The sequence below is a fragment of the Thermosyntropha lipolytica DSM 11003 genome, from assembly GCF_900129805.1.
GTDB classification, from domain to species: Bacteria; Bacillota; Syntrophomonadia; order Syntrophomonadales; family Syntrophomonadaceae; genus Thermosyntropha; species Thermosyntropha lipolytica.
In genome coordinates, this window is the sequence record NZ_FQWY01000020.1 from 13,696 (window position 1) to 37,503 (window position 23,808).

21 protein-coding genes and 1 pseudogene are annotated in these 23,808 nt (G+C 41.8%); 17 read left to right on the forward strand and 5 right to left on the reverse strand.

Translation table 11 applies throughout. The features are described from left to right. The 5 genes from nuoL (at position 1) to BUB92_RS11240 (ending at position 8,499) form a co-directional block, all read left to right on the forward strand. A complete protein-coding gene (gene nuoL / locus BUB92_RS06795; RefSeq protein ID WP_073091954.1) occupies positions 1 to 1,890 on the forward strand; it encodes an NADH-quinone oxidoreductase subunit L in 1,890 nt (629 codons plus the stop codon). A 12-nt stretch (positions 1,891 to 1,902) separates the two neighbouring features. After that, complete coding sequence (locus BUB92_RS06800; protein WP_073091957.1) at positions 1,903 to 3,408, forward strand: complex I subunit 4 family protein; 1,506 nt, start codon at positions 1,903 to 1,905, stop codon at positions 3,406 to 3,408. 2 nt (positions 3,409 to 3,410) lie between these two features. Next, positions 3,411 to 4,823, forward strand: a complete 1,413-nt coding sequence (locus BUB92_RS06805) for an NADH-quinone oxidoreductase subunit N (RefSeq protein WP_073091960.1) — start codon at positions 3,411 to 3,413, stop codon at positions 4,821 to 4,823. Positions 4,824 to 4,928: 105 nt separating this feature from the next. Next, entirely contained in the window at positions 4,929 to 5,405 is a 477-nt protein-coding gene (gene coaD, locus BUB92_RS06810; protein ID WP_073091963.1) for a pantetheine-phosphate adenylyltransferase, read from the forward strand. 286 nt (positions 5,406 to 5,691) lie between these two features. Further along, entirely contained in the window at positions 5,692 to 8,499 is a 2,808-nt protein-coding gene (locus BUB92_RS11240) for an HD domain-containing phosphohydrolase (RefSeq protein WP_084728384.1), read from the forward strand. A 29-nt stretch (positions 8,500 to 8,528) separates the two neighbouring features. Here the strand turns inward: BUB92_RS11240 and BUB92_RS06825 are convergent, their stop codons facing one another. Next, on the reverse strand, positions 8,529 to 9,149 hold the full coding sequence (locus tag BUB92_RS06825) for a peptidoglycan-binding protein (protein ID WP_073092009.1): 621 nt from the start codon (positions 9,147 to 9,149) through the stop codon (positions 8,529 to 8,531). A 234-nt stretch (positions 9,150 to 9,383) separates the two neighbouring features. Next, positions 9,384 to 9,914: a gamma carbonic anhydrase family protein gene (locus BUB92_RS06830; protein ID WP_073091966.1), complete on the reverse strand. Its 531-nt coding sequence runs from the start codon at positions 9,912 to 9,914 to the stop codon at positions 9,384 to 9,386. A 133-nt stretch (positions 9,915 to 10,047) separates the two neighbouring features. Here BUB92_RS06830 and hslO point away from each other — a divergent pair, with 133 nt between their 5' ends. Then, positions 10,048 to 10,929 carry an Hsp33 family molecular chaperone HslO gene (gene hslO, locus BUB92_RS06835; RefSeq protein ID WP_073091968.1) on the forward strand — a complete coding sequence of 294 codons (882 nt, stop codon included), beginning with the start codon at positions 10,048 to 10,050 and terminating at the stop codon, positions 10,927 to 10,929. Positions 10,930 to 10,953: 24 nt separating this feature from the next. Here the strand turns inward: hslO and rpmB are convergent, their stop codons facing one another. Next, a complete protein-coding gene (rpmB, locus tag BUB92_RS06840; RefSeq protein WP_073091971.1) occupies positions 10,954 to 11,142 on the reverse strand; it encodes a 50S ribosomal protein L28 in 189 nt (62 codons plus the stop codon). A 130-nt stretch (positions 11,143 to 11,272) separates the two neighbouring features. Between rpmB and BUB92_RS06845 the strand changes: the two genes are divergently transcribed. The 5 genes and pseudogenes from BUB92_RS06845 to BUB92_RS06860 all read left to right on the forward strand — a co-directional run. Then, positions 11,273 to 11,635: an Asp23/Gls24 family envelope stress response protein gene (locus tag BUB92_RS06845; RefSeq protein ID WP_073091973.1), complete on the forward strand. Its 363-nt coding sequence runs from the start codon at positions 11,273 to 11,275 to the stop codon at positions 11,633 to 11,635. Between the two features lie 15 nt (positions 11,636 to 11,650). Continuing rightward, on the forward strand, positions 11,651 to 13,288 hold the full coding sequence (locus BUB92_RS06850) for a DAK2 domain-containing protein (protein WP_073091975.1): 1,638 nt from the start codon (positions 11,651 to 11,653) through the stop codon (positions 13,286 to 13,288). A 74-nt stretch (positions 13,289 to 13,362) separates the two neighbouring features. Then, entirely contained in the window at positions 13,363 to 15,390 is a 2,028-nt protein-coding gene (recG, locus tag BUB92_RS06855) for an ATP-dependent DNA helicase RecG (RefSeq protein ID WP_073091978.1), read from the forward strand. A 109-nt stretch (positions 15,391 to 15,499) separates the two neighbouring features. Continuing rightward, positions 15,500 to 15,622 carry a hypothetical protein gene (locus BUB92_RS11950; protein WP_278280505.1) on the forward strand — a complete coding sequence of 41 codons (123 nt, stop codon included), beginning with the start codon at positions 15,500 to 15,502 and terminating at the stop codon, positions 15,620 to 15,622. 70 nt (positions 15,623 to 15,692) lie between these two features. Next, a pseudogene (locus BUB92_RS06860) lies at positions 15,693 to 15,872 on the forward strand (alpha/beta-type small acid-soluble spore protein); the annotation flags it as partial. Positions 15,873 to 16,043: 171 nt separating this feature from the next. On the opposite strand, the gene gpr reads toward BUB92_RS06860, so the two are convergent. Further along, positions 16,044 to 17,003, reverse strand: a complete 960-nt coding sequence (gpr, locus tag BUB92_RS06865) for a GPR endopeptidase (protein ID WP_073091980.1) — start codon at positions 17,001 to 17,003, stop codon at positions 16,044 to 16,046. 291 nt (positions 17,004 to 17,294) lie between these two features. Here gpr and BUB92_RS06870 point away from each other — a divergent pair, with 291 nt between their 5' ends. The 4 genes from BUB92_RS06870 to BUB92_RS06885 all read left to right on the forward strand — a co-directional run bounded on the left by BUB92_RS06870 (position 17,295) and on the right by BUB92_RS06885 (position 21,312). Next, positions 17,295 to 18,176 carry a C39 family peptidase gene (locus BUB92_RS06870; protein ID WP_073091983.1) on the forward strand — a complete coding sequence of 294 codons (882 nt, stop codon included), beginning with the start codon at positions 17,295 to 17,297 and terminating at the stop codon, positions 18,174 to 18,176. Between the two features lie 217 nt (positions 18,177 to 18,393). Beyond that, positions 18,394 to 19,821, forward strand: coding sequence for a hypothetical protein (locus BUB92_RS06875; RefSeq protein WP_143156887.1), 1,428 nt, complete (start codon positions 18,394 to 18,396; stop codon positions 19,819 to 19,821). Positions 19,822 to 20,290: 469 nt separating this feature from the next. Continuing rightward, positions 20,291 to 20,860, forward strand: coding sequence for a 16S rRNA (guanine(966)-N(2))-methyltransferase RsmD (rsmD, locus tag BUB92_RS06880; protein ID WP_073091988.1), 570 nt, complete (start codon positions 20,291 to 20,293; stop codon positions 20,858 to 20,860). Then, positions 20,857 to 21,312: an SPFH domain-containing protein gene (locus tag BUB92_RS06885; protein WP_084728387.1), complete on the forward strand. Its 456-nt coding sequence runs from the start codon at positions 20,857 to 20,859 to the stop codon at positions 21,310 to 21,312. The genes rsmD and BUB92_RS06885 overlap by 4 nt, the downstream gene beginning before the upstream one ends. Position 21,313: 1 nt before the next feature. On the opposite strand, the gene ylbJ is transcribed toward BUB92_RS06885, so the two are convergent. Further along, positions 21,314 to 22,492 carry a sporulation integral membrane protein YlbJ gene (gene ylbJ / locus BUB92_RS06890; RefSeq protein ID WP_073091991.1) on the reverse strand — a complete coding sequence of 393 codons (1,179 nt, stop codon included), beginning with the start codon at positions 22,490 to 22,492 and terminating at the stop codon, positions 21,314 to 21,316. A 91-nt stretch (positions 22,493 to 22,583) separates the two neighbouring features. On the opposite strand from ylbJ, the gene BUB92_RS06895 reads away from it, so the two are divergent. Together BUB92_RS06895 and BUB92_RS06900 are read left to right on the forward strand one after the other, a co-directional pair. Next, positions 22,584 to 23,360 (forward strand): patatin-like phospholipase family protein, encoded by a 777-nt coding sequence (locus BUB92_RS06895; RefSeq protein ID WP_073091994.1) that lies wholly within the window; start codon positions 22,584 to 22,586, stop codon positions 23,358 to 23,360. Between the two features lie 175 nt (positions 23,361 to 23,535). Then, positions 23,536 to 23,808, forward strand: a 273-nt coding sequence (locus BUB92_RS06900; protein ID WP_143156888.1) for a hypothetical protein, incomplete at its 3' end; no start/stop codon positions are given.

The window sequence follows — 23,808 nt, forward strand, 5'->3', positions numbered from 1 at the left end:
ATGTTTGAGTGGACTTTGCAGCATATCTGGCTTATTCCGCTTATGCCTTTACTGGTATTTGCCTTGATTGGATTATTTTTGCACAAGTGGCCCGGGATTTCTGCCGCTATTTCAATAATAAGCATAGCCACCGGGTTAGCCTTGTCTGTTGTTACATTAATAGGAATGCTAAAAGGGGGACAACCCCTCCATTATGAAATAAGTTTTCCCTGGCTTAAGATGCCGGGGCTTACGGTAGAGATGGGTCTTTTAGTTGATGGACTTACGGTAGTTATGCTTTTTATCGTAACTCTGGTAGCTTTTCTGGTACAGGTTTATTCTCTGGGATATATGGAAGGTGATCCGGGATTTGCCAGCTATTATGCTTATCAGTCCCTGTTTGCCGCTGCCATGTTAGGCCTGGTAGCAGCTAATAACTTTGGCCAGATGTTTGTATTCTGGGAGTTGGTAGGTTTGGCTTCCTATCTCCTGATTGGCTTCTGGTTTGGCAAAAACTCAGCCCGGGAAGCGGCTAAAAAAGCTTTTATCACTAACCGGGTAGGGGATTTCGGCTTTCTTTTAGGCATTTTATTTGTGCAGATAATTTTCGGCACCCTGAATTTCGGAGAATTATCTCCCCAGGTGGCAGATTATACAAATACCGCTCTCCTTGTAACGGTAACCCTTCTTCTGTTAGCAGGACCGGTGGGAAAATCAGCCCAGTTCCCCTTGCATGTATGGCTTCCTGATGCCATGGAAGGGCCTACTCCGGTAAGTGCCCTTATCCATGCGGCAACTATGGTTGCTGCCGGGGTATATCTGATTGCACGGGCTTTCTTCATCTTCAGTGCTACTCCGGAAGCTATGCAGGTTATAGCTTTTATAGGAGGGTTTACTGCCCTTTTTGCCGCCCTTATAGCCGTTACCCAGTATGACATAAAACGCATATTAGCCTATTCTACTTTAAGCCAGCTGGGTTATATGGTTATGGCTATGGGGCTGGGGGCTATGACCGCCGGGATGTTCCACCTGACTACCCATGCTTTCTTTAAGGCCCTCCTGTTTTTAGGGGCAGGAAGTGTAATTTATGCCCTGCATCATGAGCAGGATATAAGAAATATGGGAGGGCTTTCCCGGAAGATGCCGGTTACGACCTGGACTTTTGTTATCGGGGCTCTGGCTCTGGCCGGTATTCCGCCTTTAGCCGGCTTCTGGAGCAAGGATGAAATACTCCTCAGCGCTTATGCCGGAGGCTATACCGGATTTTATGTCCTTGGGCTTCTGGTAGCCTTTTTAACTGCGTTTTACATGTTCCGGCTTATATTTACTGCCTTTTTTGGGGAAAGCCATGCCAGGGGACATCATCATGCTGAGGTAAAAGAGTCGCCCCTGGTTATGACCATCCCTCTTATAATACTTGCTTTAATGTCGGTGGTAGCCGGGTTTATCGGAGCACCTTTTACCGGTAACCCCTTTGGACATTTTGTACATTATGCAGGAGAAACACATCATGAACCGGAAATGGTGGTGGCTGTTACTTCGGCATTAATTGGAGTTTTAGGGATAATTGCTGCCTATCTGGTTTATGCAAGAAAAATGGTTTCTACGGCCAGGGTAAAAGAAAGGCTCTCCGGGGTTTACACCCTGGTATATAACAAATTTTATATAGATGAAATCTACCTGTGGTTTATAAAGATATTTGTAGATGGAACTGCGCGGCTTATGTTCTGGATAGATATTAATATCATAAACCGTCTGGTTGACCTGTCAGCAGAAATAACTGGTGCTTTGGGCAAAGCCTTGCGTTACACGGAAGATGGACAGGTACAGACTTATGCCTATTATATGCTGGGCGGAATTATAATCCTGTCTGCTGCTGTGTTGCTGGCAGGATTAGGAATAATGCGGTAGAGGGGGAGAAAGATGGCCAAGATACCTGTGCTGACACTTACATTATTATTTCCGATTATAGGTGCAATTCTTATCATGGTCCTGCCCCGGGAAAGGGTAAAAGAGATAAAATATACGGCAGCTGCGGCCACCCTGCCCAGTTTGCTGTTATCCCTGTTTATATTCATAACTTATGACCGGAAGGCAGGCGGAATGCAGTTTGTGGAAAGGATAAACTGGACACCTGATCTGGGGGTGAGCTATGCCCTGGGGGTAGATGGCATAAGTATTACCATGCTTCTTCTTACTACCCTTATCGGCTTTAGCGCTGTTTTTGCCTCCTTTCGGGTAAATGAACAGGCCAAAGAGTTTTTCTCCCTGCTTCTTTTGCTTATCAGCGGGGTAATGGGAACCTTTATCACTACTGACCTTTTTATTTTCTTCCTTTTCTATGAAGTAGTCGTAATTCCCATATATATACTGGTTATAATGTGGGGAAGCAGCAAGCGGGTTACCAAAGAATATGCAGGCATGAAGCTTACCATCTATCTTTTGATCGGGAGTGCGTTTCTGCTTTTAGGGATTATATCCCTCTATGTAAAATCTTATTTGTTAACGGGAAAACCTTCCACCGACCTTATGTATCTGGCTACTCTGGATTATGATGTGGGCTTCCAGATATTTGTCTTTGCTCTTATGACTATCGGCTTTGGCACCCTGCTTTCCATGTTCCCTTTTTATTCCTGGTCTCCGGACGGCTATGCCGGGGCTCCCACGGCAGTAAGTATGATTCATGCCGGGGTGCTGAAAAAAATAGGCGGCTATGGATTGATAAGGATCGGGCTTTACCTCCTGCCGGCGGGGGCTCAGGTAATTGCCCCGGTTATAGCTATTCTGGCGATTGGCAATGTGCTGTATGCTGCCTTTATTTGTATAAGCCAGAAGGATTTGAAATACATTGTGGGATATTCCAGTGTAAGCCATATGGGGTATGTTTTAATAGGTATTGCGGCTTTAAACCTTATAAGCATCAACGGAGCGGTTATGATGATGTTTGGACACGGGGTGATGGCGGCACTCTTTTTTGCCCTGATCGGCAACCTCTATGAAAAGAGCCATACCCGCAATATTGATGATTTTGGGGGCCTGGCCCATCAGATGCCGCGCCTGGCCACCGGTTTTATGATAGCCGGGCTTGCTTCTTTAGGGCTTCCCGGCATGGTAAATTTTATTGGCGAATTTACTATATTTGTCGGAGCTTTCAGCCAGTATAAGGTGATTACCGTTCTGGCTGTTTCCGGGGTTATATTTACTGCCCTCTATATATTAAGAGCTCTGGGAACTATGCTTTTTGGCCCCCGGCAGGAAAAATGGGATGGCCTTACAGACCTTAAAGGGGTAGAGATGGTTCCCCTGGTAGTTCTGGGAACAGCTATCATTCTGGGCGGAATTTTACCCTTCGGGCTTATGGATATTATAAATCAGGGCACCCTGGAACTTTTAGCCCAGGCTAAACTGCTGACGATAGGGGGGATTTAAAGATGCTAAGCCTTTTACTTCCCGAGATAATAACAGCTTCTCTGGGGGTTCTGGTCATTCTTCTGGCCGTAATCCTTCCCGGCAAAGGGGAAAAAACCGTACAGACCCTGACGGTAGCTGGACTTGTAGCAGTTTTATTTTTAGCAGTAAAGATAGGAGTAGATAAAGAGGTATTATTCAATGGCATATATATAATTGATGCTTATGCCGGTTTTTTTAAGATCCTTTTTCTAACCGGGGCCATCCTGGTTATCTTAAGTTCGGCAAATTATGTTAAAAATTTTAGCGGACGCATTTCTGAATTTTACGGATTTATGCTTTTTGCGGTGCTGGGCATGATGATAATGGCAGGAGCAGGAGATCTTCTGACTTTATATATTGCCCTGGAGCTGATGACCATAAGCTTTTACATTCTGGTTGCTTATGTCTTAAACCGGGAAACTTCAAAGGAGGCAGGATTAAAATATCTGATTTTAGGTGCTCTTTCTTCCGGCATCCTTCTTTTTGGCATAAGCCTGGTTTATGCTTTAACCGGAACTACGGTTTTGAGTGAAATAGGGAGCCGTTTAACCCTGGAACCTGCGTTGATAAGTGCAGTTATCCTTATTTTAGCCGGTTTTGGCTTTAAGATTGCCCTTATTCCTTTTCACATGTGGACTCCGGATATCTATGAAGGGGCTCCTATAAATGTAACTGCTTTTCTGGCTGTTGCCTCCAAGGCGGCGGGGCTGGCAGCGATGGTAAGGGTATTTATATCCAGCTTCCAGCTAGGATTTTTTGACTGGCAGCTTATTTTAGCTCTTTTGGCGGCTCTTACCATGATAATAGGAAACCTGGTAGCCCTGGTGCAGAGCAATATAAAACGGCTTTTAGCCTATTCCAGCATAGCCCAGGCCGGTTATCTGGCAGTAGGGCTGGTAGCAGCCAATGAATACGGGCTTAAAGGAATCCTTTTTTACAGTATGGTCTATGTTTTTGCCAATTTGGGAGCTTTTGCCGTAGCTGTTCAGGTAGAAAATGATACCGGAAGCAATGAAATAAAGGATTTTGGAGAACTGGGAAAAAGGTCGCCTTTTCTGGCTGCAGTAATGACCGTATGCCTGCTTTCTTTGGCTGGAATTCCTCCCCTGGCCGGCTTTGTAGGTAAATTCTACCTGTTTTCCGGTGCCGTAGAAGCCGGATATGTCTGGCTTGCTTTTATAGGGCTTTTGATGAGTATGATATCAGTTTACTACTATCTCAATGTAGTAAAAGTCATGTATATAGGAAAAAGTCCTAAAGAAACATTTCCGGCTATCGAGCCTTCTGCCCGGCTGGCTCTCTGGATCTGCTTGCTCTTAACTGTATTTTTAGGCATTTATCCTTACCCCCTTACATTATGGACAGGAAATGCGGTCAAGCTATTTTTAGGCTAAAAGCATAACTTGCTATTATGACAAATGTTCGTAAAGCAGGAAAAAACGAAAAAGGGGAGAAATAATTTAACTATATGTTTTTTAAGGCTTAAGGGGGTAAATAGTTTGAAATTAGCAGTATATCCGGGCAGCTTTGATCCTGTAACCAGAGGGCATATAGATATTTTGGAAAAGACAAGCCGGCTTTTTGACCAGATTATAATTGCAGTGGTGCATAATGTCCACAAGAAAGCCCTGTTTACCCTGGAAGAAAGGGTAGAAATGATAAAGGAGAGCACCTCTCATCTGCCCAATGTACAGGTAGAGGCTTTTACAGGACTTCTGGTAGATTATATCCGGAAGAAGAATGCCTGTGCCATAATAAGAGGTTTAAGGACGGTTTCAGATTTCGAATATGAAGCGACTATGGCTTTTATGAACAAAAACCTGCTGCCTGATGTAGATACCATATTTGTGATGTCCAGGCCGGAATATATATTTATAAGCTCTAGCGGGGTAAAAGAAGCTGCTCTTTTAGGTGGGGATGTAAGCACTATGGTGCCACCGGCCGTGGAGAAAAAACTCAGGGAAAAATTAAAATAAAGAAGATTATTTTAAACAAGGATAACTATGGCCTTCTTCTCCTCCTGAGGAGAGAAGAAGGTTTTGTTTTGTGACAAGATATTGTCAGCAGTATCTGATAAAATATGCTCAGGCTGGTTGTCGAAAAACATGTATACGGTATACTCTGATGTCTAAATTTCAGTAAGAAATAATATATATTAAATATTGTTTATCTATTATAATAATATGCGTATAATAAAAAATTATCCGGCAGTTAAATTTGTGTACGAGATGTTTTTATGCGTTTACGGGGAGAGGTATCATAATGTCGGTGCAAAAACAGATTTTAAAGGGATTTAGTTTAATTTTGATAACGGCTCTGCTGGTTTTTATAGCGGTTTTTGTGATATACATGAGGAATATCAGCCATAAGGTAGAAAAGGAGCTGGTGCAGGAAAATATAAAAAGGGTTTATTATATCTGGCAAAATGAGATAAAGGTGCTGGACAAAATGGTAAATGACGAAGCTGAATGGGATGAAAGCTATCGCTTTGTACAGGAGAAGAATGCGGATTATGTGGAAAAAAACTTGCTTGACGGCACTTTTGAAAATGCCCGTCTAAATTATATTATTTTTCTGGATAAAGACGGGAAAAAAGTTTATGCCCGGGGATATGACTTTATAAAAAAAGAAGATATTTCAATACCTGAGGAAATCCTGCGGGATGTATCTTCTACTCCCGGAGGGCAAAAAGGATTGCTTATGACTGCCGAGGGCCCTGTTTTGTTTGCTGCCCGACCGGTTTTAAAGAGTGATGGAAAAGGGCCAGCTGCAGGAAACCTTATATTTGGCCGTTTGCTTACAGAAGAGGAATTACAAAACCTGGCCGCAAGGTCAGGGGTAAATCTAAAGCTCCTTCCTCTTAACAGCGCGGATCTCTCAGGGCTAAAGGACTCCGGGTTTTTGCCTGAGGGGAATCCGTATTACATTAAGAGTTTTAGCAAAACCAGGGCTGTTTCCTATCTGGTTTTAAGAGATATAAACGGCAGAGACGGGTTGCTGCTGGAGATAAGTTATGCCAGATGGCTGCCAGGGGTTTTAATATCGGTAGCCTATGTCTATGGTTTTTTACTTCTGGGGATAATGGTTCTGGCTTTTTATCTCTTATGGAACTGGCTGAATAGAAAAATAGTAGATCGCATAAACAAACTTACCCGGGCAGTAAGAAAAGTAGATATGGATGTGGCTGATTTCCGGGAGGAGATAGAAATCCCTGACTTTAGCGAAGATGATGAGATAAGTGCTCTGGCAAATTCTGTCCGCCAGATGCTGGAAAAGATACAGGACCAGCAGGAGGGGATAATTAAAAATGAGCAAAAATGGTATTCCCTGCTGGCTAGTGCGCCGGGAGCTATATTTGTTATCCAGAAGGGGAAGGTGGTATTTGCCCGCGGCAAGCTGATAGAAGAAGCCGGTTATAGATGGGAAGAAGTAGTGGAAAACCCCTTTAAGTATTTTGTTCATAGAGAAGATATTATAAATTTACTCAGGGATTATCAGGATTTGCTGGAAGGCAGGCGGAGAAAACTAGTCTATGCTTTCCGGATAATAGACAAAAAAGGAAAAGAGGTCTGGGTAGAAGATAATGCAGCGGTTATCGAGTGGGAAGGGGAAAAGGCTACCCTGCATTTTACGCGGGATATAACAGCCCGCAAGATTTTAGAAGAAGAGATAAACCGGCTGATGGCGGAAAAGAATATGATTCTGGACAGCTTAACCGAACGGGTGGCTCTTATAGACCAGGATATGCATATAATATGGACTAATAAAAAGACTGGTTCTTCTCTAGACGGAGAGCTGGCAGGCGTCGGGGAGCTGTGGGGAGCTAGATGTTATGAAGTGTGGGCAGGGAGAAATAGTATATGTCCCGGCTGTCCGGTACCCAAAGCCTTGCAGAGCGGGGTGCCGGCAGCGGAAGAAGTAGAATTTGCTGATGGCAGCATCTGGAGGGTAAATGCCCATCCGGTAAGGGATGGAAAGGGAAGGATTAACGGGGCCGTCATAGCCGGGCTTGATGTAACTGAACGCAAACACTATGAAGAAAGGCTCAAGTACCTGTCCCTGCATGATGGTCTTACCGGGCTTTATAACCGGGCTTATTTTGAATCAGAAATGAAAAGGCTTTCTAAAAGCCGGGATTATCCTATAACTTTGATTATTGCCGATCTGGATGGGCTTAAACTGGTCAATGATACTATGGGCCATAATATCGGAGATGAAATGCTTAAGGCCTTTGCTGAGGTGTTAAGGGGTGTTTTCCGGGCTTCTGATCTGGTTTTCCGCATCGGGGGAGATGAATTTGCTGTTATTCTGCCGGGTACAGGAAAAGAAGAGGCAGATAACATAATAAAGAGGATAGAGGCGGCTTTTGATGCCTATAATGAAAAACATCCTGCCCTGCCTATTAAGGCTTCCCTGGGAGCGGCTACTGCTTTAAGTCCGGAAGAACCTTTAGAGCAGGTATTCAAACAGGCAGATGATTTTATGTACCGCAACAAGATGCTGGGGCGTGCCGGCTTGCGCCACAGTATTTTACATGCCCTTATGGCTACCCTGGCGGAAAAAGATTATTTAAACTATGGACATGCGGAAAGGCTTAAAGATATATGCCGCAAAATGGGAGAGAGATTGAAGCTTTCTTACCAGCAGATGAATGATCTTTCCCTGCTGGCAGAGATTCATGATATAGGAAAGGTTGCCGTACCGGACAGTATCCTTTTCAAAGATGCTCCTCTTACCGAAGAAGAATGGGAGGTAATAAAGCAGCATGCGGAAAAAGGTTACCGCATTGCTCTTTCTACCCCTGATCTGGCAGCTATTGCCGACCTTATTTTAAAACATCATGAGAGATGGGATGGCAAAGGTTATCCCCTGGGTTTAAAAGGAGAAGAGATCCCGCTGGAATGCCGGATATTTGCCCTGGCAGATGCCTTTGATGCCATGACGAGCGCTAGGCCTTACCGGCAAGCTTTAACCCGGGAAGAAGCATTAGAAGAAATAAAGAAAAATGCAGGAAGTCAATTTGACCCTGAATTGGTAAAAATTTTTATTTCCGTTATAGAATCGGAATAAAAAATCCGGGGGGAGTCCCCCGGAATTTTTTATGGATATATGGTTATAGTTACGGTTTTGATTCCCCAGTTTAATGCTTCCTGATGGGTACTGAAACATAAGTCGATGCGGTTGCCTTTGATGGCCCCGCCCTGGTCAGCAGCTATACCTTCACCATAGCCGGGAATGTAGAGACGGCTGCCCATGGGGATTACCTTAGGATCAACGGCGACAATTCCTCTTCTTAATGGATAACCCAGGTAAGAAGGTTGTCCGTGAAACGGATAGTTACACTTGTAACAGGGACAATAACCTGTTGCCACTACGGTTAAAGTTCTGGCTGTTCCCCGGGAAGGCTGGGTATAATTTGTATTTGAGCTTTTTCCTAAAGCGCTCCAGGTCTGGGGACCAACTATGCCGTCAACCTTAATGCCGGCATCTTTTTGAAATTTTATAACTGCATTGTATGTTCTGTTCCCAAATATCCCATCAACTGTTCCGCACCAGTAGCCTTTGTTATTAAGGGTTTGCTGCAAGGTTTTAACAGCTTCACCTCTTGAGCCCCATTTGAGTACAGGCTGAGATGCTTGTACATCATCGGCCAGGACGAAAGCCAGCGTAACCATGAAAAAAGATAAAAAAACGATTAAGGCTAGATTTTTTTTAGACATAAAAACTCTCCTTTCTCCCCCTAAATAAGGGTTAAAAGTAGTTCGGTAACAAAAAATCAGGCTCATAAATAAGCCTGATTTACTCCATTATTTTAACTTTTCTTTTTGTATCTCTCAAATAGCCTGAAAAAGGGCCTTCAGGGACGAGCCTGGAGATGAGGAAAATAAGATATAAAATAGTATCTTTTTTACAGCTATATGTCCATATAGGGGATGATAACATTTTGTAGTTTATTATCCATTTAAAGGTTTTAAACCGTTAAAAGAGCGCTGGGCCAGGTCTTGATAGATTTTGACCGCCAGCTTGTTATAATTTAACATATTTTCATCAACATCTTTTACCACTTTGGCTGGATTTCCCATAGCTATTTTACGGGATGGTATCGTTTTACCAGGTGGAAGCAGGCTTCCGGCAGCCAGCACCGCTTCAGGTTCGATACGGCATCCATTATTTACTATGGCTCCCATGCCTATTATGGCATATTCGCCAACATAACATGGCCCGTGTACGATGGCCGAGTGCCCTATAAGGACATTTTCCGCAATTACGGCTTCCGTTCCTGGTTCGGCATGTAAAACGGCATTGTCCTGAATATTAGAACCATCGCCGATGGTTATTTTGCCGTAATCTCCTCTAAGTACGGTTCCTGCTGCTATATAACAGTTTTTTCCGATAATCACTTCGCCGATAACCGTGGCCTGGGGATGAACAAAAGAATTTTCCCCGATTACCGGCTTTTTACCCTCAAATTCGTAAAGTGGCATATTTAATCCCCCCCAATAAGTTATATCTTTAAATTATACATAGGAGAGGATAATCCTCTTTTTTAAATATTATTTTTAAAAAGAGGATATAAAAGGTATAATTACTAAAAAGATAGCAGGAGAGGAAGAGGTTATGAACAGGGATTATTTGCTGCGCGCGGCTGATGCAGGCAAAAATGTACGCATATTCTTAGCTCATACTACGGGAGCTGTAGAGGAAATGAGAAGAAGACATAATACTTCGGCTACGGCTTCCGCAGCAACTGGCCGTCTGCTTACAGCAGCTTTTCTCATGGGAGCAGATTTAAAAGGAAAGGAGGATAGTCTAACCCTTAAAATAGCAGGTGATGGTCCGGTAGGGAGTATAATAGCTACTGCCGATGCTGAAGGTGGAGCGAGGGCTTATCCTTTAAATCCCGAAGCCGATGTGCCTCCCCGGTATCCGGGGAAGCTTGATGTAGGAACACTTATAGGCAATGGCTATCTGGAGGTTATAAAAGATTTAGGTTTGAAACAGCCTTTTGTAGGCAGGGTGGAACTGGTAAGCGGGGAAATAGCCGAAGATCTAGCTTATTATTTTATGAAATCAGAGCAGATACCTTCTTTAGTCTCTCTGGGGGTTCTGGTAGACAGGGATTTGCGCATCAGAAGGGCAGGAGGACTTCTGCTTCAGGCTATGCCGGAAGCTGATGATAAAATACTGGCTAAAATCGAGGGAAATGTGATGCAAATGGGGCCTATAAGCGGGGTTATGGAAAATAAAGAGAGCCTGGAGGATATTCTGGCTGAGATTATGGGGGACATAAAATATGAAATTTTAGAGCGCAGGGATTTAACTTTCAGGTGCAAATGCAGCCGGGAAAGACTTAAAAGTATCCTGGCCGGTTTTGCCGAAGAGGAAATTCGGGATATTTACGAGAAAGAAGGTAAGCTGGAGTTAAGATGTAATTTTTGCAATGAAGTTTATGTATATGATCTGGACGAAATATATGCGGAAAAAAGCAGAAAGCCTTAGATAGATAATCTAAGGCTTTAAAGCTTAAACCGCTCTCTGAACTTTGCCCGAACGCAGACAACGGGTGCAGACATATGCTCGCTTAGGAGTTCCGTCCACTATTATTTTTACCCGCTGCAGATTAGGCTTCCACTGGCGGCTAGTCCTTATATGGGAGTGGCTGTATTGTTTGCCAAAAGTAACACCTTTGCCGCATATTTCACATTTGGCCATAGTTCTGCCCCCTCTCTTTTACAGTCACTTAAATATTTTAGCAAAAGGGAGGCTAAAGGGCAAGAAGCAGGAATAAATATTTGCACTGGAGAATTAAAATTAGTATCCTTATAGTTTAGGAGGGATAGAAATGTATAAAGTAAAAACGAATGAATTAGGGAATATACTGGTAGCCAAAGAAGTAGTCGAAACTATTGCTGGTTTAGCGGCTGTAAATTGTTACGGCCTGGTAGGCATGGCTCCGCAAAATATTCAATCCGGGATCAGCAGTATTTTAGGCATAGAATCTATTCGCAAGGGTGTAGAAGTCAGGGATTCTGAAGAAGGGCTGATTGTGGAGCTTAATGTTATAGTAGGTTATGGGGTAAAAATTCATGAAGTAGCTCATAATGTAATACAAAAGGTAACTTATGTTCTGGAAAATGAAGCTGGATTACCGGTAGCTAGAGTAGAGGTAAATGTTAAAGGAGTAAAAGTAATGAAAGAAAACTAGGGGAGGAAACTGGCATTGGCAATAGAACAGATAAACGGGATTGATTGGATAAAAGGCGTAAAAGCAGGTTGTATCAAGCTGGAACATAACCGCGATAAGGTTGATCTGCTTAATGTTTTTCCGGTCCCGGATGGGGATACCGGTACCAATATGTATCTTACCTTGTTGTCGGCAGTGAAAGAAGGAGAAAAAAATAAAGAAGAAGCTATCGGCAAGGTGGCGAAAGCCCTTTCAATGGGTTCTCTTATGGGAGCCCGCGGAAATTCAGGGGTAATAATGTCCCAGGTGTTCAGAGGAATGGCTAAGGTTCTGGAAGGCAAGAAAACAGCCGGTGCTATGGATATTGCCCAGGCTCTAAAGGCAGGCACGGAAACTGCTTATAAGGCAGTTATGAAGCCGGTGGAGGGAACTATCCTTACGGTAATAAGGGAGACGGCTAAAGCCTGTGAAGAAGAAGCGGCAAAAAACCGGGATATAATTGCCTGTCTTTTAACTGCCATCGAGAAAGGCTATGCTACCCTGGAGAGGACTCCGCGCATGCTTCCGGTTTTAAAGGAAGCAGGGGTAGTTGATGCCGGCGGGCAGGGCCTTCTTTATTTTCTGGAAGGTCTGGTAGAAGGCTTGGCGGGAGAAAGAGAGATAGAGCTGGAAAGCTATCGGGAAATAAAGACTAAAGCCGCTAAAAAGGGAGAAAAAGAGATAGTTCTGGAATTTCAGTACTGTACCGAACTGCTTATAAAAGGTGAAAATCTGGATGTTGATGATATCAAGGACCATCTAGCCCCTCTGGGTGATTCTATGCTGGTAGTAGGGGATGAAGGATTGGTCAAAGTGCATATCCATTCCAACCACCCCGGCAAGGTTTTGGAAACCTGTCTGCAATGGGGAGATTTGAGTGATATAAAGATAAACAATATGCTGGAAGAAGCCCATGAACACTTGCAGAACTGGGAAGAGATGGCGGAGAATGGAGGCGAAGAAGAGAAAAGATACAGCAAAAAACTGGGCCTGGTGGCCGTAGGGGTAGGGGATGGAATTAAAAAAATACTGGAAAGCCTGGGAGTAGATAAGGTCGTAGAAGGCGGGCAGACTATGAACCCAAGTACCGAAGATATACTTAATGCCTGCCGGGAAGTAGATGCGGAAAAGGTAATTGTACTTCCCAACAACAGCAATATTATTTTGGCCGCTGAACAGGCAGCTGAATTATGTGCCAAGGAAGTAGAGGTAGTTCCTACCCGTTCGGTTATGCAGGCGGTAACGGCACTTATTGCCTATGACCCGGAAGGGGACATAAAAGAGATAGCTCAGGCTATGAGCGAAGAGATGGCAGGAGTAAAATGGGGAGAAATAACTTATGCGGTCAAAGATTCCGCTATAAATGGCCTGAAGATAAAAGAAGGAGATATAATCGGCCTGGAAGAAGGGAAGGTTGTTTTAACTGCTCCTGATGACCGTACAGCTTTAAAGGAGCTTATAGCCCGCCTGATGGAGGAGGATAGTGAGCTTATTACCGTATTTTATGGCGGTAAGATAACCGAAGAAGAGGCTCAGGAGATTGAAGAAGAATTGATGGAGCTTTATCCGGATTGTGATGTGGAAGTTCATTATGGAGGACAGCCTCATTACAGTTTTCTGGTGGCGGTGGAATAGTTTTTCACTTAAGGAGGAGTATTCTCTAGCGGTAGAATACTCCTTAAAATTTTGGGCGGCAGGTGTTCGAGAAGATGGAAGCTTTGTTCCGGGAAATCCAGTATGTAAAGGGAGTAGGACCGAAAAGAAGCAAGCTTTTCAACCGGCTAGGCATAAATACGGTTTTTGACCTATTATGGAATATTCCCCGGGCTTATGTTAATCATGAAAATATAGCAGCCATAAACGATGTGAAAATAGGCGAGAAAAATATGGTAAGAGGCAGGGTGGAGTCAGTACAGAACCTTAAAACCGGCCGGGGGATGAGTATAGTCAAAGCCTGGCTTAAGGATAGTTCCGGCTTTATTCAGGCTGTATGGTTTAATCAGCCTTATATGGAAAAGGTTTTAAAAAAGGGCCAGGAACTGATAGTAATAGGTAAAGTAAAAAGCGCTTATGGCGGATTGGAGATCCATGTGAGTGAATATGAAGTGGTGGGTGAAGAGGAAATAGCTTTTAAAGTAGTTCCGGTTTACAACCTGACTGATGGCTTGAATCAGAAAATAATGCGCCAGGTCATGTTTAACGTATTGCAGGAGTTTTTGCCCTATTATCCAGAAATATTTGCTCCGGATATAAGAGAAAAATATGATTTAGCAGACATTAAGGAGGCTTTTTTCAACATACATTTTCCTGCCGGCCGGGAAGAATATAAAAAAGCCAGAAAGAGGCTGGCTTTTGAGGAGCTTTTTCTTTTTCAGGCAGGAATAAAACAGGAAAGGAAGCCGGCTTTAAAAAGCGGTTTTGTTATACATAAGGAAAAAAATGACCTGGTAGCCAGGGTTTATCAAAATATTCCTTTTGCCCTAACCGGAGCGCAGAAGAGGGTTATAGAAGAAATATTTAAGGATATGGAAAGTGCCAGACAAATGAACCGTCTGGTGCAGGGAGATGTTGGGGCAGGCAAGACGGTAGTTGCTGCTCTGGCTATGGCCAAAGCGGTAGCCAGCGGGTATCAGGCTGCTATTATGGCTCCTACCGAAATTTTAGCCGAACAGCATTATAAATCGATTTTAAAATTTTTCACCCATACTGATACAGTAATAGCTCTGCTTACGGGAAGCACCGGGAGCAGCCAGAGAAGGATGCTGCTCGATGCGTTAAGCAGGGGAGAAATAGATATACTGGTAGGTACCCATGCTTTAATTCAGGAAGATGTGTTTTTTGACCAGCTGGGATTAGTAATAATAGATGAGCAGCATCGCTTTGGGGTCAAGCAAAGAGCGCTTTTAAGCCAGAAAGGTAATTTTCCCGACATCCTGGTTATGACTGCAACGCCCATACCGCGAACTCTGGCTTTGACGATTTATGGTGATCTGGAACTCTCGGTTATAGATGAACTTCCTCCCGGACGCAAGCCGGTGAAAACTATTTATGTCAAAGAAACTTTCCGGTCCAGGGTTTACGATTTTATAAAGGAAGAGCTGGAAAAAGGCAGACAGGCTTATTTTATATGCCCTCTGGTTGAAGAGTCGGAAAAACAGGATTTACAGGCAGCCGTAGGCCTTTATGAAGAGTTGAAAAATAAGGTTTTTACAGGTTACAGGGTAGGACTTTTGCATGGACGCATGAAGCCCAAAGAAAAGGAATATATTATGGAAAATTTTAAGGCCGGCCTTTTAGATATTCTGGTTTCCACCACCGTAGTAGAGGTAGGGGTAGATGTACCCAATGCTTCGGTAATGGTTATAGAGCAGGCGGAAAGGTTCGGACTTTCCCAGCTGCATCAGCTACGAGGAAGGGTGGGACGGGGAAGTGAGCAGGCTTACTGTTTCCTCCTGGGAGAGCCTAAAACCGAGGAAGCTTTGCGTCGTTTAAAAGCGATGGAGAATACCAATGACGGCTTTAAGCTGGCCGCTGAAGATCTGCTCCTTAGAGGCCCGGGGGATTTCTGGGGGGTAAGGCAGCACGGGCTTGACCAGCTGAAGGTAGCTGACCTTATCAGGGATGGAAAGCTGATTGAAAGTGCGCGTGAGCTGGCTAGACTTACCGAAGTTGATGATAAATTATTATTTTATATAAATAAAAAATTTAAAAAGGAAGAAGATGTAATTCATAATTAACCGGTATAAGTTTTTAAAATTGTTTGCAAGCTAAAACAGGTGGCAAAATCTTGACCTGTTTTAGCTTTTTTTATTGGCAAAATTAAAAAAATTATATGGAGGTGACAGGATGAAGGATGATAGAGAAAAGAGCAAAGATATCGAAAAGGTAAAGTTTGAAGTAGCTCAGGAAATGGGGCTTTTCCTTTCTAGAAGGTCGAAGGAAAGAGGGGAAAATGTTAAAAAGACATGAAAATACTTCTAGCATATAAAAAACAGCCCTGTGAAACAATAAGACTACCAAAGCAAAGGAGGTGAACAGGATGGCAAGAAACAATATACTGGTACCGCAGGCTAAGGCTGCTATGGAGCAGTTCAAGTATGAAGCTGCTCAGGAAGTAGGGGTTAGCCTGAAACCTGGCTACAATGGGGACCTTACTGCCCGCCAGGCTGGAAGTATAGGCGGACAGATGGTTAAGAAGATGATCTATGATTATCAGCAGAGAGCTGCTGGCGGAGCTGGCACTTCCCTCAGCATGACTCAGGACCTGACTACTATTAAGCAGCAAAATCAGCAGAGTGGTATGAAATAATAGCACTAATCCTGATTATAGGTGAGAGAAGCGGGCGTATAATCCTCTTATGCGCCCGCTTTCCATTTTAACAGCTGTACATTAAGTGGCGTAAAGCTCCAGCTGTTCTTCGGAGATGCCGGGGAATAACGATTTGGCTACACCCATAGCCAGGATACGGGAAGCATTTTCAATTATCTCATCGATTTCCGTAGGGGTAACCCCCAGACCTCCGCCGAAAAAGGAGAGCACCTCTTTGATGGCGTCAACTGCCCGGGTTTCATTATACATAGCTCCGCTGTGCAGACAAAACTTTCTTATAGCCTGGTCAGCTATAATGCCGGCATTTACTATGGTAGGACAGCCGATGGCAATAACAGGCACGCCTAATCCTTCATAGGTTAGAGAGTGCCTCATATTACCTATCCCGGCTCCCGGTTGTATACCGGTATTGGACATCTGGATGGTGGTACCTATGCGTTCCACATTTTGCGCCGCCAGAGCATCTACAGCTATTACCAGGGCAGGCTTAATGCGGTCTACCACTCCTTTTATAATTTCAAAGGTTTCAATGCCGGTTATTCCTAAAACTCCCGGAGCTATGCCGCATACCGGGCGCATTCCTTCTACCAGAGCCTGGGGAGCTTCCTGATGGTAATGCCTGGTTATAGGGCTGTACTCGATAAATTTAGGGCCTAGAGCATCAGCTGTAGCCCTCCAGTTGCCAAGTCCAACTAGAAGGACAGTATCTCCTGGTTTAAGCATATTTTGGAAAAGCAGGGGCAGCTTTTTTTCCATAGCGGTGATTATTTCATCTTTCACATAAGGATCATTAATTTTAAGAGGAGGAGACTGGATAGTTACATAAGTACCGATAGGACGTCCCATCTGCTGAGCACCGATTTCGTTTAATATGTTTATAGTATTAATTTTAATATATTCCATCTGTTCTACTGTTTCTTCTACTCCCGGCACTTCCTGTCCGGTAGCTCCCCGTATAAGGTCTCTGGCTTCTACGGCCAGGTCTACCCGCAGGTTCAAAAACCTTAAAAGTTCATTCATAAGCTATAACCTCCTTTTGCTTCCTATATTATCCGCAGCAGGAAGAAAAAATATGCGGAAATATTAAATTGAATAATACAAAAAAAACCAAAAAGTGAAGAAAAAAAGAAGAAGGTATATATTTTGGAAGAATAGAAGGTTTCATAATATTTTATATAATTGTAATAATTTGTTTAAATTATAATATATGACTTTTTTACATTGAAAAAATAATGGGGGTGATAATGAAAAAACTTTATTTATATTGAAATAAGAATTAAATCAGGATATTTAGGAGAGGAGAATAGTTTTATGATAAAAATACCTAAAATCTTCATGATGTTTTTATCTTTGATTGCTATTATTTTTTTGTTGATTAATCCTGTTGCTGCAGATAATGCTGGTTTAAAAGAAAGAGATTTTCAATTAATAACTAAGCCGAATTTAACAGAGGAGGAATTTAAAGTTCAACAAAATCGCGAGAAGAGATTAGATGATTTGGTGATAATTTTCGAAAGAAGCTTAAAAAACGATGGAGATTTATTAAAAGAATATTATCCTTTTTTATTAAAAGAATTTGATAAAACTTCAGATCTTATTATAGGGATTAACGTTTTTTTACCACAAAAGGAGTTAATAGGAACTAAAATGATATATTCGAATGTTCTAGGAGTACAAACATATGGACAAGAAACTACATATTATTGCGGACCAGCTTCTGCTTACCAATTATTAAAATTTAAGGGAATAAACTATAATCCTAATAATGGAAAGAACTTAAGCCAAACTAATTTGGCAAGTGATTTGGGAACTACAACTCAGGGGACATCTTTTGTAGGTAATTGGATTCTAACATTGAATAGTTGGACAAATAGAGGGGTATCATGGAGAGTTCAATGGTCGCCAAGTGAAAATGATGTGTACAATCGTACTGTTAACAATGTAAATGCAGGATGGCCTTTAATTTATGATTGTCATATGAATAGTCAAAGAGGTTATTTGATTGGTTACACGAGTGGGGAAATTTACCACTATGTTACTGGTGATGGATATCAATGGAGTGATACAGATGCTACTTTTAAACAATGCCATTACGTTGACCCTAACCGATATAAAAGTGCGGCTTATGGACCTCATTATATAAGTGCTAGTAGATTATCTAGTCTTATGCAGGGGTTAGGCTTAATATATTAAAGATTTTTCCAATTTAAGAATAGATGAGGAAAATTATATTCTGCCTTATTTTGGGAGCATTATTACAAATTTTGAATGCCAAGTTTTTTATAAGAAATAGTTTATTTAGGATTTCGCCAATAGTATTATAGGGAGTTGTTGATTGATGAAACTAAAAAAAACTTTATTAAACCATATTTTATTTTTATGCTGTTTTTTATTAATTAGCGGATGTTTAGTGACAACTGAGAATGTGAAAAAACGCGAGGGGCCAGATAAAGTTCAAATAGATGTAAAAAAAATGGACTGGGAGGATAATGAATGTGGGATCTTACTTTCCTACTATTATTCTCCTCAACTTTTTGAAATACTGGCAGCCGATAAGGAAGGAGAAATGATTGGCCTTATAAAAAACGGAGAAAATAATTATTGGAACAGTATTTATCTTATAAACCCTTTTTTAAAAGATGCCGTAAAGGTAGCTGATGTTTCTTCGCAGTTTTATCCTTTTAATGCGGCGATCAATGAAAAATGGATGATATGGGTAGAAAATAATAATACTGACTGGCGATTATGGAAACTGGAACGCAAAACGGGAAAAAAAGTCTGTTTGGCCCAGGGGTATTATACTGAAAAAACAGGGCCAGATTTTCCGCATGTAGAAATTTATGAAGATAAATTGGTTTACGATGTTACTATAGATAATGGAAAAACCATAAAAACCTCTATTTTTTTGTGTTTTTTAGATGATGATGAAAAAACAGTTATAGCAGAATTAGAAGGGAAAGATGAGTATTATGGAGCTCCTAAAATATATGGTGATTATATAACCTGGCATAAGGGACAGTGGAATTCTCAAATGAAGGGAGAAGTTTGGCTTTATTCTATTTCTGAGAAAAGCAGCCGTAAGATAGATTTCGGTGATAATGCGATTACTCCTGACATATGGGGAAACTATTTAGTGGCTAATACCTATAGTACTGAATATCCAGAAAATAAAAATATTGTTTTATATGACCTGAAAAATGATAGTTTAATTAGTATTATAAGTTCTAAAAAAGGATCTTATCTGGAGTATTATGCTCCTTCCATAAGCCATGGAATTGTTGCCTGGCAACAAAACTATACAGGAAAAAATTTCTTTTATTCTACTGCTTTAAAGCGAAAATTTACTTTGCCTGATACGGTGGAAAGGGTAACGGTAAATGATAGTTTTGTTGTTTGGTATGATAGGAAAATGGGAGGTATTGCTTTTATCCCTTTGCTTACTTTGGGAGCTGTGCTGGAAATGGATGGAGAAAAAGTTTTGCCACCTGTAAAAAATAAATTACAGTATAGGAGAGTAGAATTTTTACCTCAACTTACACCTGCTGAAATTTTAAACTTGCAGATATATGCGGGAAAAAATAAAGATTATGATATGTTAGATATTTTGTTTACGAGTAATGCGGGATTATTCGATGACAGGAAAGAATTTTTGAAACAGATCACACAAACTGAAAATTATGCGTATTATGCGAGTAAAGATTATCTTATTTATGGTGATGAAGCTTTAGCATGTATAGTAGCAGAAAACAGAAGTGTTAACAGTAATACTTTAGTGCAAAAGGTTAAACTGGTAAAAGAAGATGGATATTGGCATTGCTTGCCGAATGCAGGTTTTTAAATGTGGTTAGCTTCAAAACATTAAAATATTGATAATTTTTAAAGTTTAATTTTTTTTAACGTAGTATAAAAGGATTTAATAATATAGGTATTATCCATAAAGGTTTTTCCTGGAATTGAATTACCAGCTAACGCTCTTTAACTTTCCCCTTGATATTTACTATAGCTAGTATTGTGTTTGCTTTCCTGAATTTCTTCGTTTACTTCCTTCTATTTTTTACCCTTGATTCAACAAAAGCAGATAAAGATAAAAATGGCGGCCTTTTGAGCCGCCATTTTGGGGAGAGGAGAATTTTGTAAAGTTGTTGGGGAGGGTTTGTTACCAGATTTTCATCTGGTACTTATATCATTGCCATTTTTCGCCGAGTCTATACAGTATTTTTAAAAAAATTTGTGGTAAAATATAAAATCAATAGGGTAAAAAAGGTAATAGATGCTGTATTGGCGAATTATCGTAAGGAGAAGCGAAAGTGCGGGTAATAGCAGGACGAGCAAAAAATAAAAGGCTGATTGCTCCTCCCGGACTTAATACCAGACCGCTTACCGATATGATAAAGGAAGCCCTGTTCAATGTGCTGGGGGAAAAGGTTATCGGGGCAGCCTTTTTAGATCTTTTTTGCGGAAGCGGGAATGCCGGCATCGAAGCTTTAAGCCGGGGAGCAGATCAGGTCATATTTATTGACAGCAGCCGGGAAGCTATAAAAGCGGTAAAGGATAATATTATGAACTGTGGCTTTACCGAAGGCTTTGAAGTATACTGCAATGATGTTTTCAGAGCGCTTAAGATACTGAAAAAGAGAAAACTTAAATTTGATATTATATTTGCCGACCCTCCTTTTACCAATCCCGGCATATTTGTTAGGGTGATGCAGGCACTGGATAAAGCCGATTTATTAAAAGAAGACGGTATATTAATAATAAGAAGTAAACGGGATAAGGAAATGCCGGAAAAGCTTACCTGTCTGGTAAGATACCGGATGAATAGCTATGGGGATTCAACTTTGCATTATTATAAAATGTTGCGGGAGGATTTGCGATGATGGAAATTTTTAGGATATTAGATGAACTGGAAATCATGGTAAAAGAGGGGAAAAGAGTGCCTCTGTCAGGAAAAACCATGATTGAACCTAATCTGTTTTTAGATCGGCTAGATCGCATAAGGGCTATTTTGCCGGAAGAGCTGGAACATGCCAGGCTTATCATTGAGGAAAAGGAAAGGATAAGAAGGGAGGCATATAGCCAGGCCGAAGAATACATAAGAGAGTCGGAAGAGAGGGCCAGGTATCTGTTAAATGAGAATGAAATAGTCAAGAATGCTCAGCAGATTGCCGATGAGATAATAGCCAAAGCGCAGAAAGTAGCCGAAGAAATCCGAAGAGATGCTGACGAATATGCGGAAGGGATTTTAACCCATATGGAAATAGTCTTGCGTAAAGGACTGGATGTTATTCAGCAGGGCAAAGAGGAACTTAAAAATTCTGCTTCCTCCTAGGTCAGGGTGTAGTTTCCCGGGCGGTTATTTTAAGTATGAGGCTTATAATAATTAATATACCTATAAGCACGGTTCCGATCAGGAAGCAGTTTATTCCTATCTGCCAGGCGTGCAGGGAATACAGTATCTTATAATAGGGAAGAGCCAGAGATGGAATAATAGCGGATCTGCTTGTAAGGAATATATAGCCGGCATAGGTGAAAAGGCCTGCGAATACCATCTGTATGAACCGGGCTTTAAGGTAAAAAGAGAAGCGGATTTTAGTTCCGGCTACTATGCTCATAACCTGGGCGATGATGGAAAAGCCGCTGAAGGAAAGAAGCAGGCTGATAAGTATAAGCTGGAAAAACAGATCTATGCGGCTTGCACTTACTGTTTTTATGCCGATAGTCATTTCCAGTATTCCCATTCCTATACCATAGGCAGCTTGATAGCTCCATCCTGTCCCGGGTAAGATGGAAAGCAGGAAACCGGCAAAAATGTCCATAATTCCCCACACCATAAGCATGCGGGCAAAGACGGAAAAGATTATTATAAAGCCGGCTATTTGCAGGAGGTTAGCTATGCTGTTTCTGATAGCATCACCGGCCAAACGGCCAATACCAGGTGTCTTAAGGTTTAGAAACAGTCTAAGATTATTCCGGTTTAGAGTAGATAAGGGCAGGATTTTTTCCGGGGCTTTTCGGGCCAGGTACCAGCCTACCAGAAGATTAGAAGCATAATGGGCAAAAGCGAGCAGGTATCCTAAAGCCGGCGAATTGAGCATACCTACTCCGACTGCTCCTATAATAAAAAGAGGGCTGGAATTGTTGGTGAAAGATACCAGCCTTTCTGCTTCTTCATCAGTAAGCATTTTTTCATCATAAAGCTTTTTGGTTAAAACAGCTCCTACCGGAAAACCAGAAGTAAACCCCATTACGATGGCTAGGCTACTGCAGCCGGGAAGTTTAAAAAGAGGCCGCATTACCGGCTCCAGTATCAATCCTAAAAACTTTGCCAGCCCTAGGCTTACCAGGAGTTCGGAAGCGATAAAAAAAGGCAAAAGAGCAGGAAGCAGGATGGAATACCATAACTTAAACCCGCTAAAAGCAGCATTAATTGTTTCCTGCGGGTTAATAATCATGAAAAAAGTAAAGATTAAAATTATGGCTGTAAAAAGCAAACGGGGAAAAGGCTGCATAAAAAATCCCTCCCTGGACGGCTTAAAAAATTAATATGGCAGAAAAGAGAATAATAGAATGAGAGGATAAAATCTAAACAGGAGGAATAATATGGAAAAATCTTCCCGCATCGCTCTGGTATTGGGAGCAGGCAGTGCCAGAGGCTATGCTCACATTGGAGTTTTGCAGGTACTGGAAGAAAACAGTATTCCTTTTCACTTTATAGTTGGCAGCAGCATGGGGGCTATGGTGGGGGGGATTTATGCGGCGGGAACCAATCTTAAGCTTCTGGAAAAAATGATATGCCAGATGAATACCGACATTTTTTATGATATTCGTATTCCTCGCCTGGGTTTCATGGCCGGCAGGAGAATAACCTACCTTTTGGAACTCCTCACCAAAAAGAAAACCTTTGCCGACCTGAATCTTCCTTTTTATGCGGTAGCAACTGACCTTATATCCGGTGGGCGGATAGTTTTAGAAGAAGGAAGCGTAGCTGAAGCCATAAGAGCCAGCATATCCATACCCGGCATTTTTACCCCGGTAAGAAAAGAGGGTATGGTTCTGGTTGATGGGGCAGTAAGCGACCGCTTACCGGTAGATGTAGCCCGGGAAAAAGGAGCCGATATCGTAATAGCGGTTGATGTTACTTTTGGTCCTGATAGGCAGGTAGAAATAAGAAATGCTCTGGATGTAATCGTGGTTTCTCTTGATATCATGCAGAAATACCATTTCGACTTAACCGCTTCCCAGGCCGACATAATCCTGCAGCCCAAAGTAGGCTCGTTTTCCTCCCGCGATTTTGACCAGGCAGATAAAATCATCGCTTTAGGCCGGGAAGAAGCAGAGGCGAAGCTGGAGGAGATAAAAAAGGTGGTTGGGGTGTGAAAGGGGGGGATTAACTGGTAAGGTATAATTGTGGATATTAAAAACAGGTTAGACATAATTCAAAGTAATTCGAGGAATTTTTTGTCAATTAATATGCGAAAAGAGGGAGGAATTTAAGAAAGGTTGGAGAATTTTATTTGGCAAGTTTAATATAACAAAGAAAGGAAGTGGAATTTTGGCAGATATAACTATATTACGTACTTTATACGAGGATGGTATTAAAACAGGAGATGCAGATAAAATAATAACAGGTGCCATAGGAATTTCAAAAACTAATACAGATAATTCAGAAAAGTTGAAAGTGCTTGAAAGAGCTTATAGGGTAGCTCTAGAAAAATGTCGTTGGGAAGATTCAATAGAAATCGCTGAAAAAATAGCTGATCTATTTATTAATAGAGATATAAGTAAAAGTATTTCTTGGTTTGAAAAAGCTTATAATGTAGCTAGA

What these genes read in the sequence shown, in the direction of transcription:
- nuoL (WP_073091954.1), top strand. Translation starts at nt 1, where the DNA reads ATGTTTGAGTGGACTTTGCAGCATATCTGGCTTATTCCGCTTATGCCT.
- BUB92_RS06800 (WP_073091957.1), top strand. Translation starts at nt 1,903, where the DNA reads ATGGCCAAGATACCTGTGCTGACACTTACATTATTATTTCCGATTATA.
- BUB92_RS06805 (WP_073091960.1), top strand. Translation starts at nt 3,411, where the DNA reads ATGCTAAGCCTTTTACTTCCCGAGATAATAACAGCTTCTCTGGGGGTT.
- BUB92_RS11240 (WP_084728384.1), top strand. Translation starts at nt 5,692, where the DNA reads ATGTCGGTGCAAAAACAGATTTTAAAGGGATTTAGTTTAATTTTGATA.
- BUB92_RS06825 (WP_073092009.1), bottom strand. Translation starts at nt 9,149, where the DNA reads ATGTCTAAAAAAAATCTAGCCTTAATCGTTTTTTTATCTTTTTTCATG.
- BUB92_RS06830 (WP_073091966.1), bottom strand. Translation starts at nt 9,914, where the DNA reads ATGCCACTTTACGAATTTGAGGGTAAAAAGCCGGTAATCGGGGAAAAT.
- hslO (WP_073091968.1), top strand. Translation starts at nt 10,048, where the DNA reads ATGAACAGGGATTATTTGCTGCGCGCGGCTGATGCAGGCAAAAATGTA.
- rpmB (WP_073091971.1), bottom strand. Translation starts at nt 11,142, where the DNA reads ATGGCCAAATGTGAAATATGCGGCAAAGGTGTTACTTTTGGCAAACAA.
- BUB92_RS06845 (WP_073091973.1), top strand. Translation starts at nt 11,273, where the DNA reads ATGTATAAAGTAAAAACGAATGAATTAGGGAATATACTGGTAGCCAAA.
- recG (WP_073091978.1), top strand. Translation starts at nt 13,363, where the DNA reads ATGGAAGCTTTGTTCCGGGAAATCCAGTATGTAAAGGGAGTAGGACCG.
- BUB92_RS11950 (WP_278280505.1), top strand. Translation starts at nt 15,500, where the DNA reads ATGAAGGATGATAGAGAAAAGAGCAAAGATATCGAAAAGGTAAAGTTT.
- gpr (WP_073091980.1), bottom strand. Translation starts at nt 17,003, where the DNA reads ATGAATGAACTTTTAAGGTTTTTGAACCTGCGGGTAGACCTGGCCGTA.
- BUB92_RS06870 (WP_073091983.1), top strand. Translation starts at nt 17,295, where the DNA reads ATGATAAAAATACCTAAAATCTTCATGATGTTTTTATCTTTGATTGCT.
- BUB92_RS06885 (WP_084728387.1), top strand. Translation starts at nt 20,857, where the DNA reads ATGATGGAAATTTTTAGGATATTAGATGAACTGGAAATCATGGTAAAA.
- ylbJ (WP_073091991.1), bottom strand. Translation starts at nt 22,492, where the DNA reads ATGCAGCCTTTTCCCCGTTTGCTTTTTACAGCCATAATTTTAATCTTT.
- BUB92_RS06895 (WP_073091994.1), top strand. Translation starts at nt 22,584, where the DNA reads ATGGAAAAATCTTCCCGCATCGCTCTGGTATTGGGAGCAGGCAGTGCC.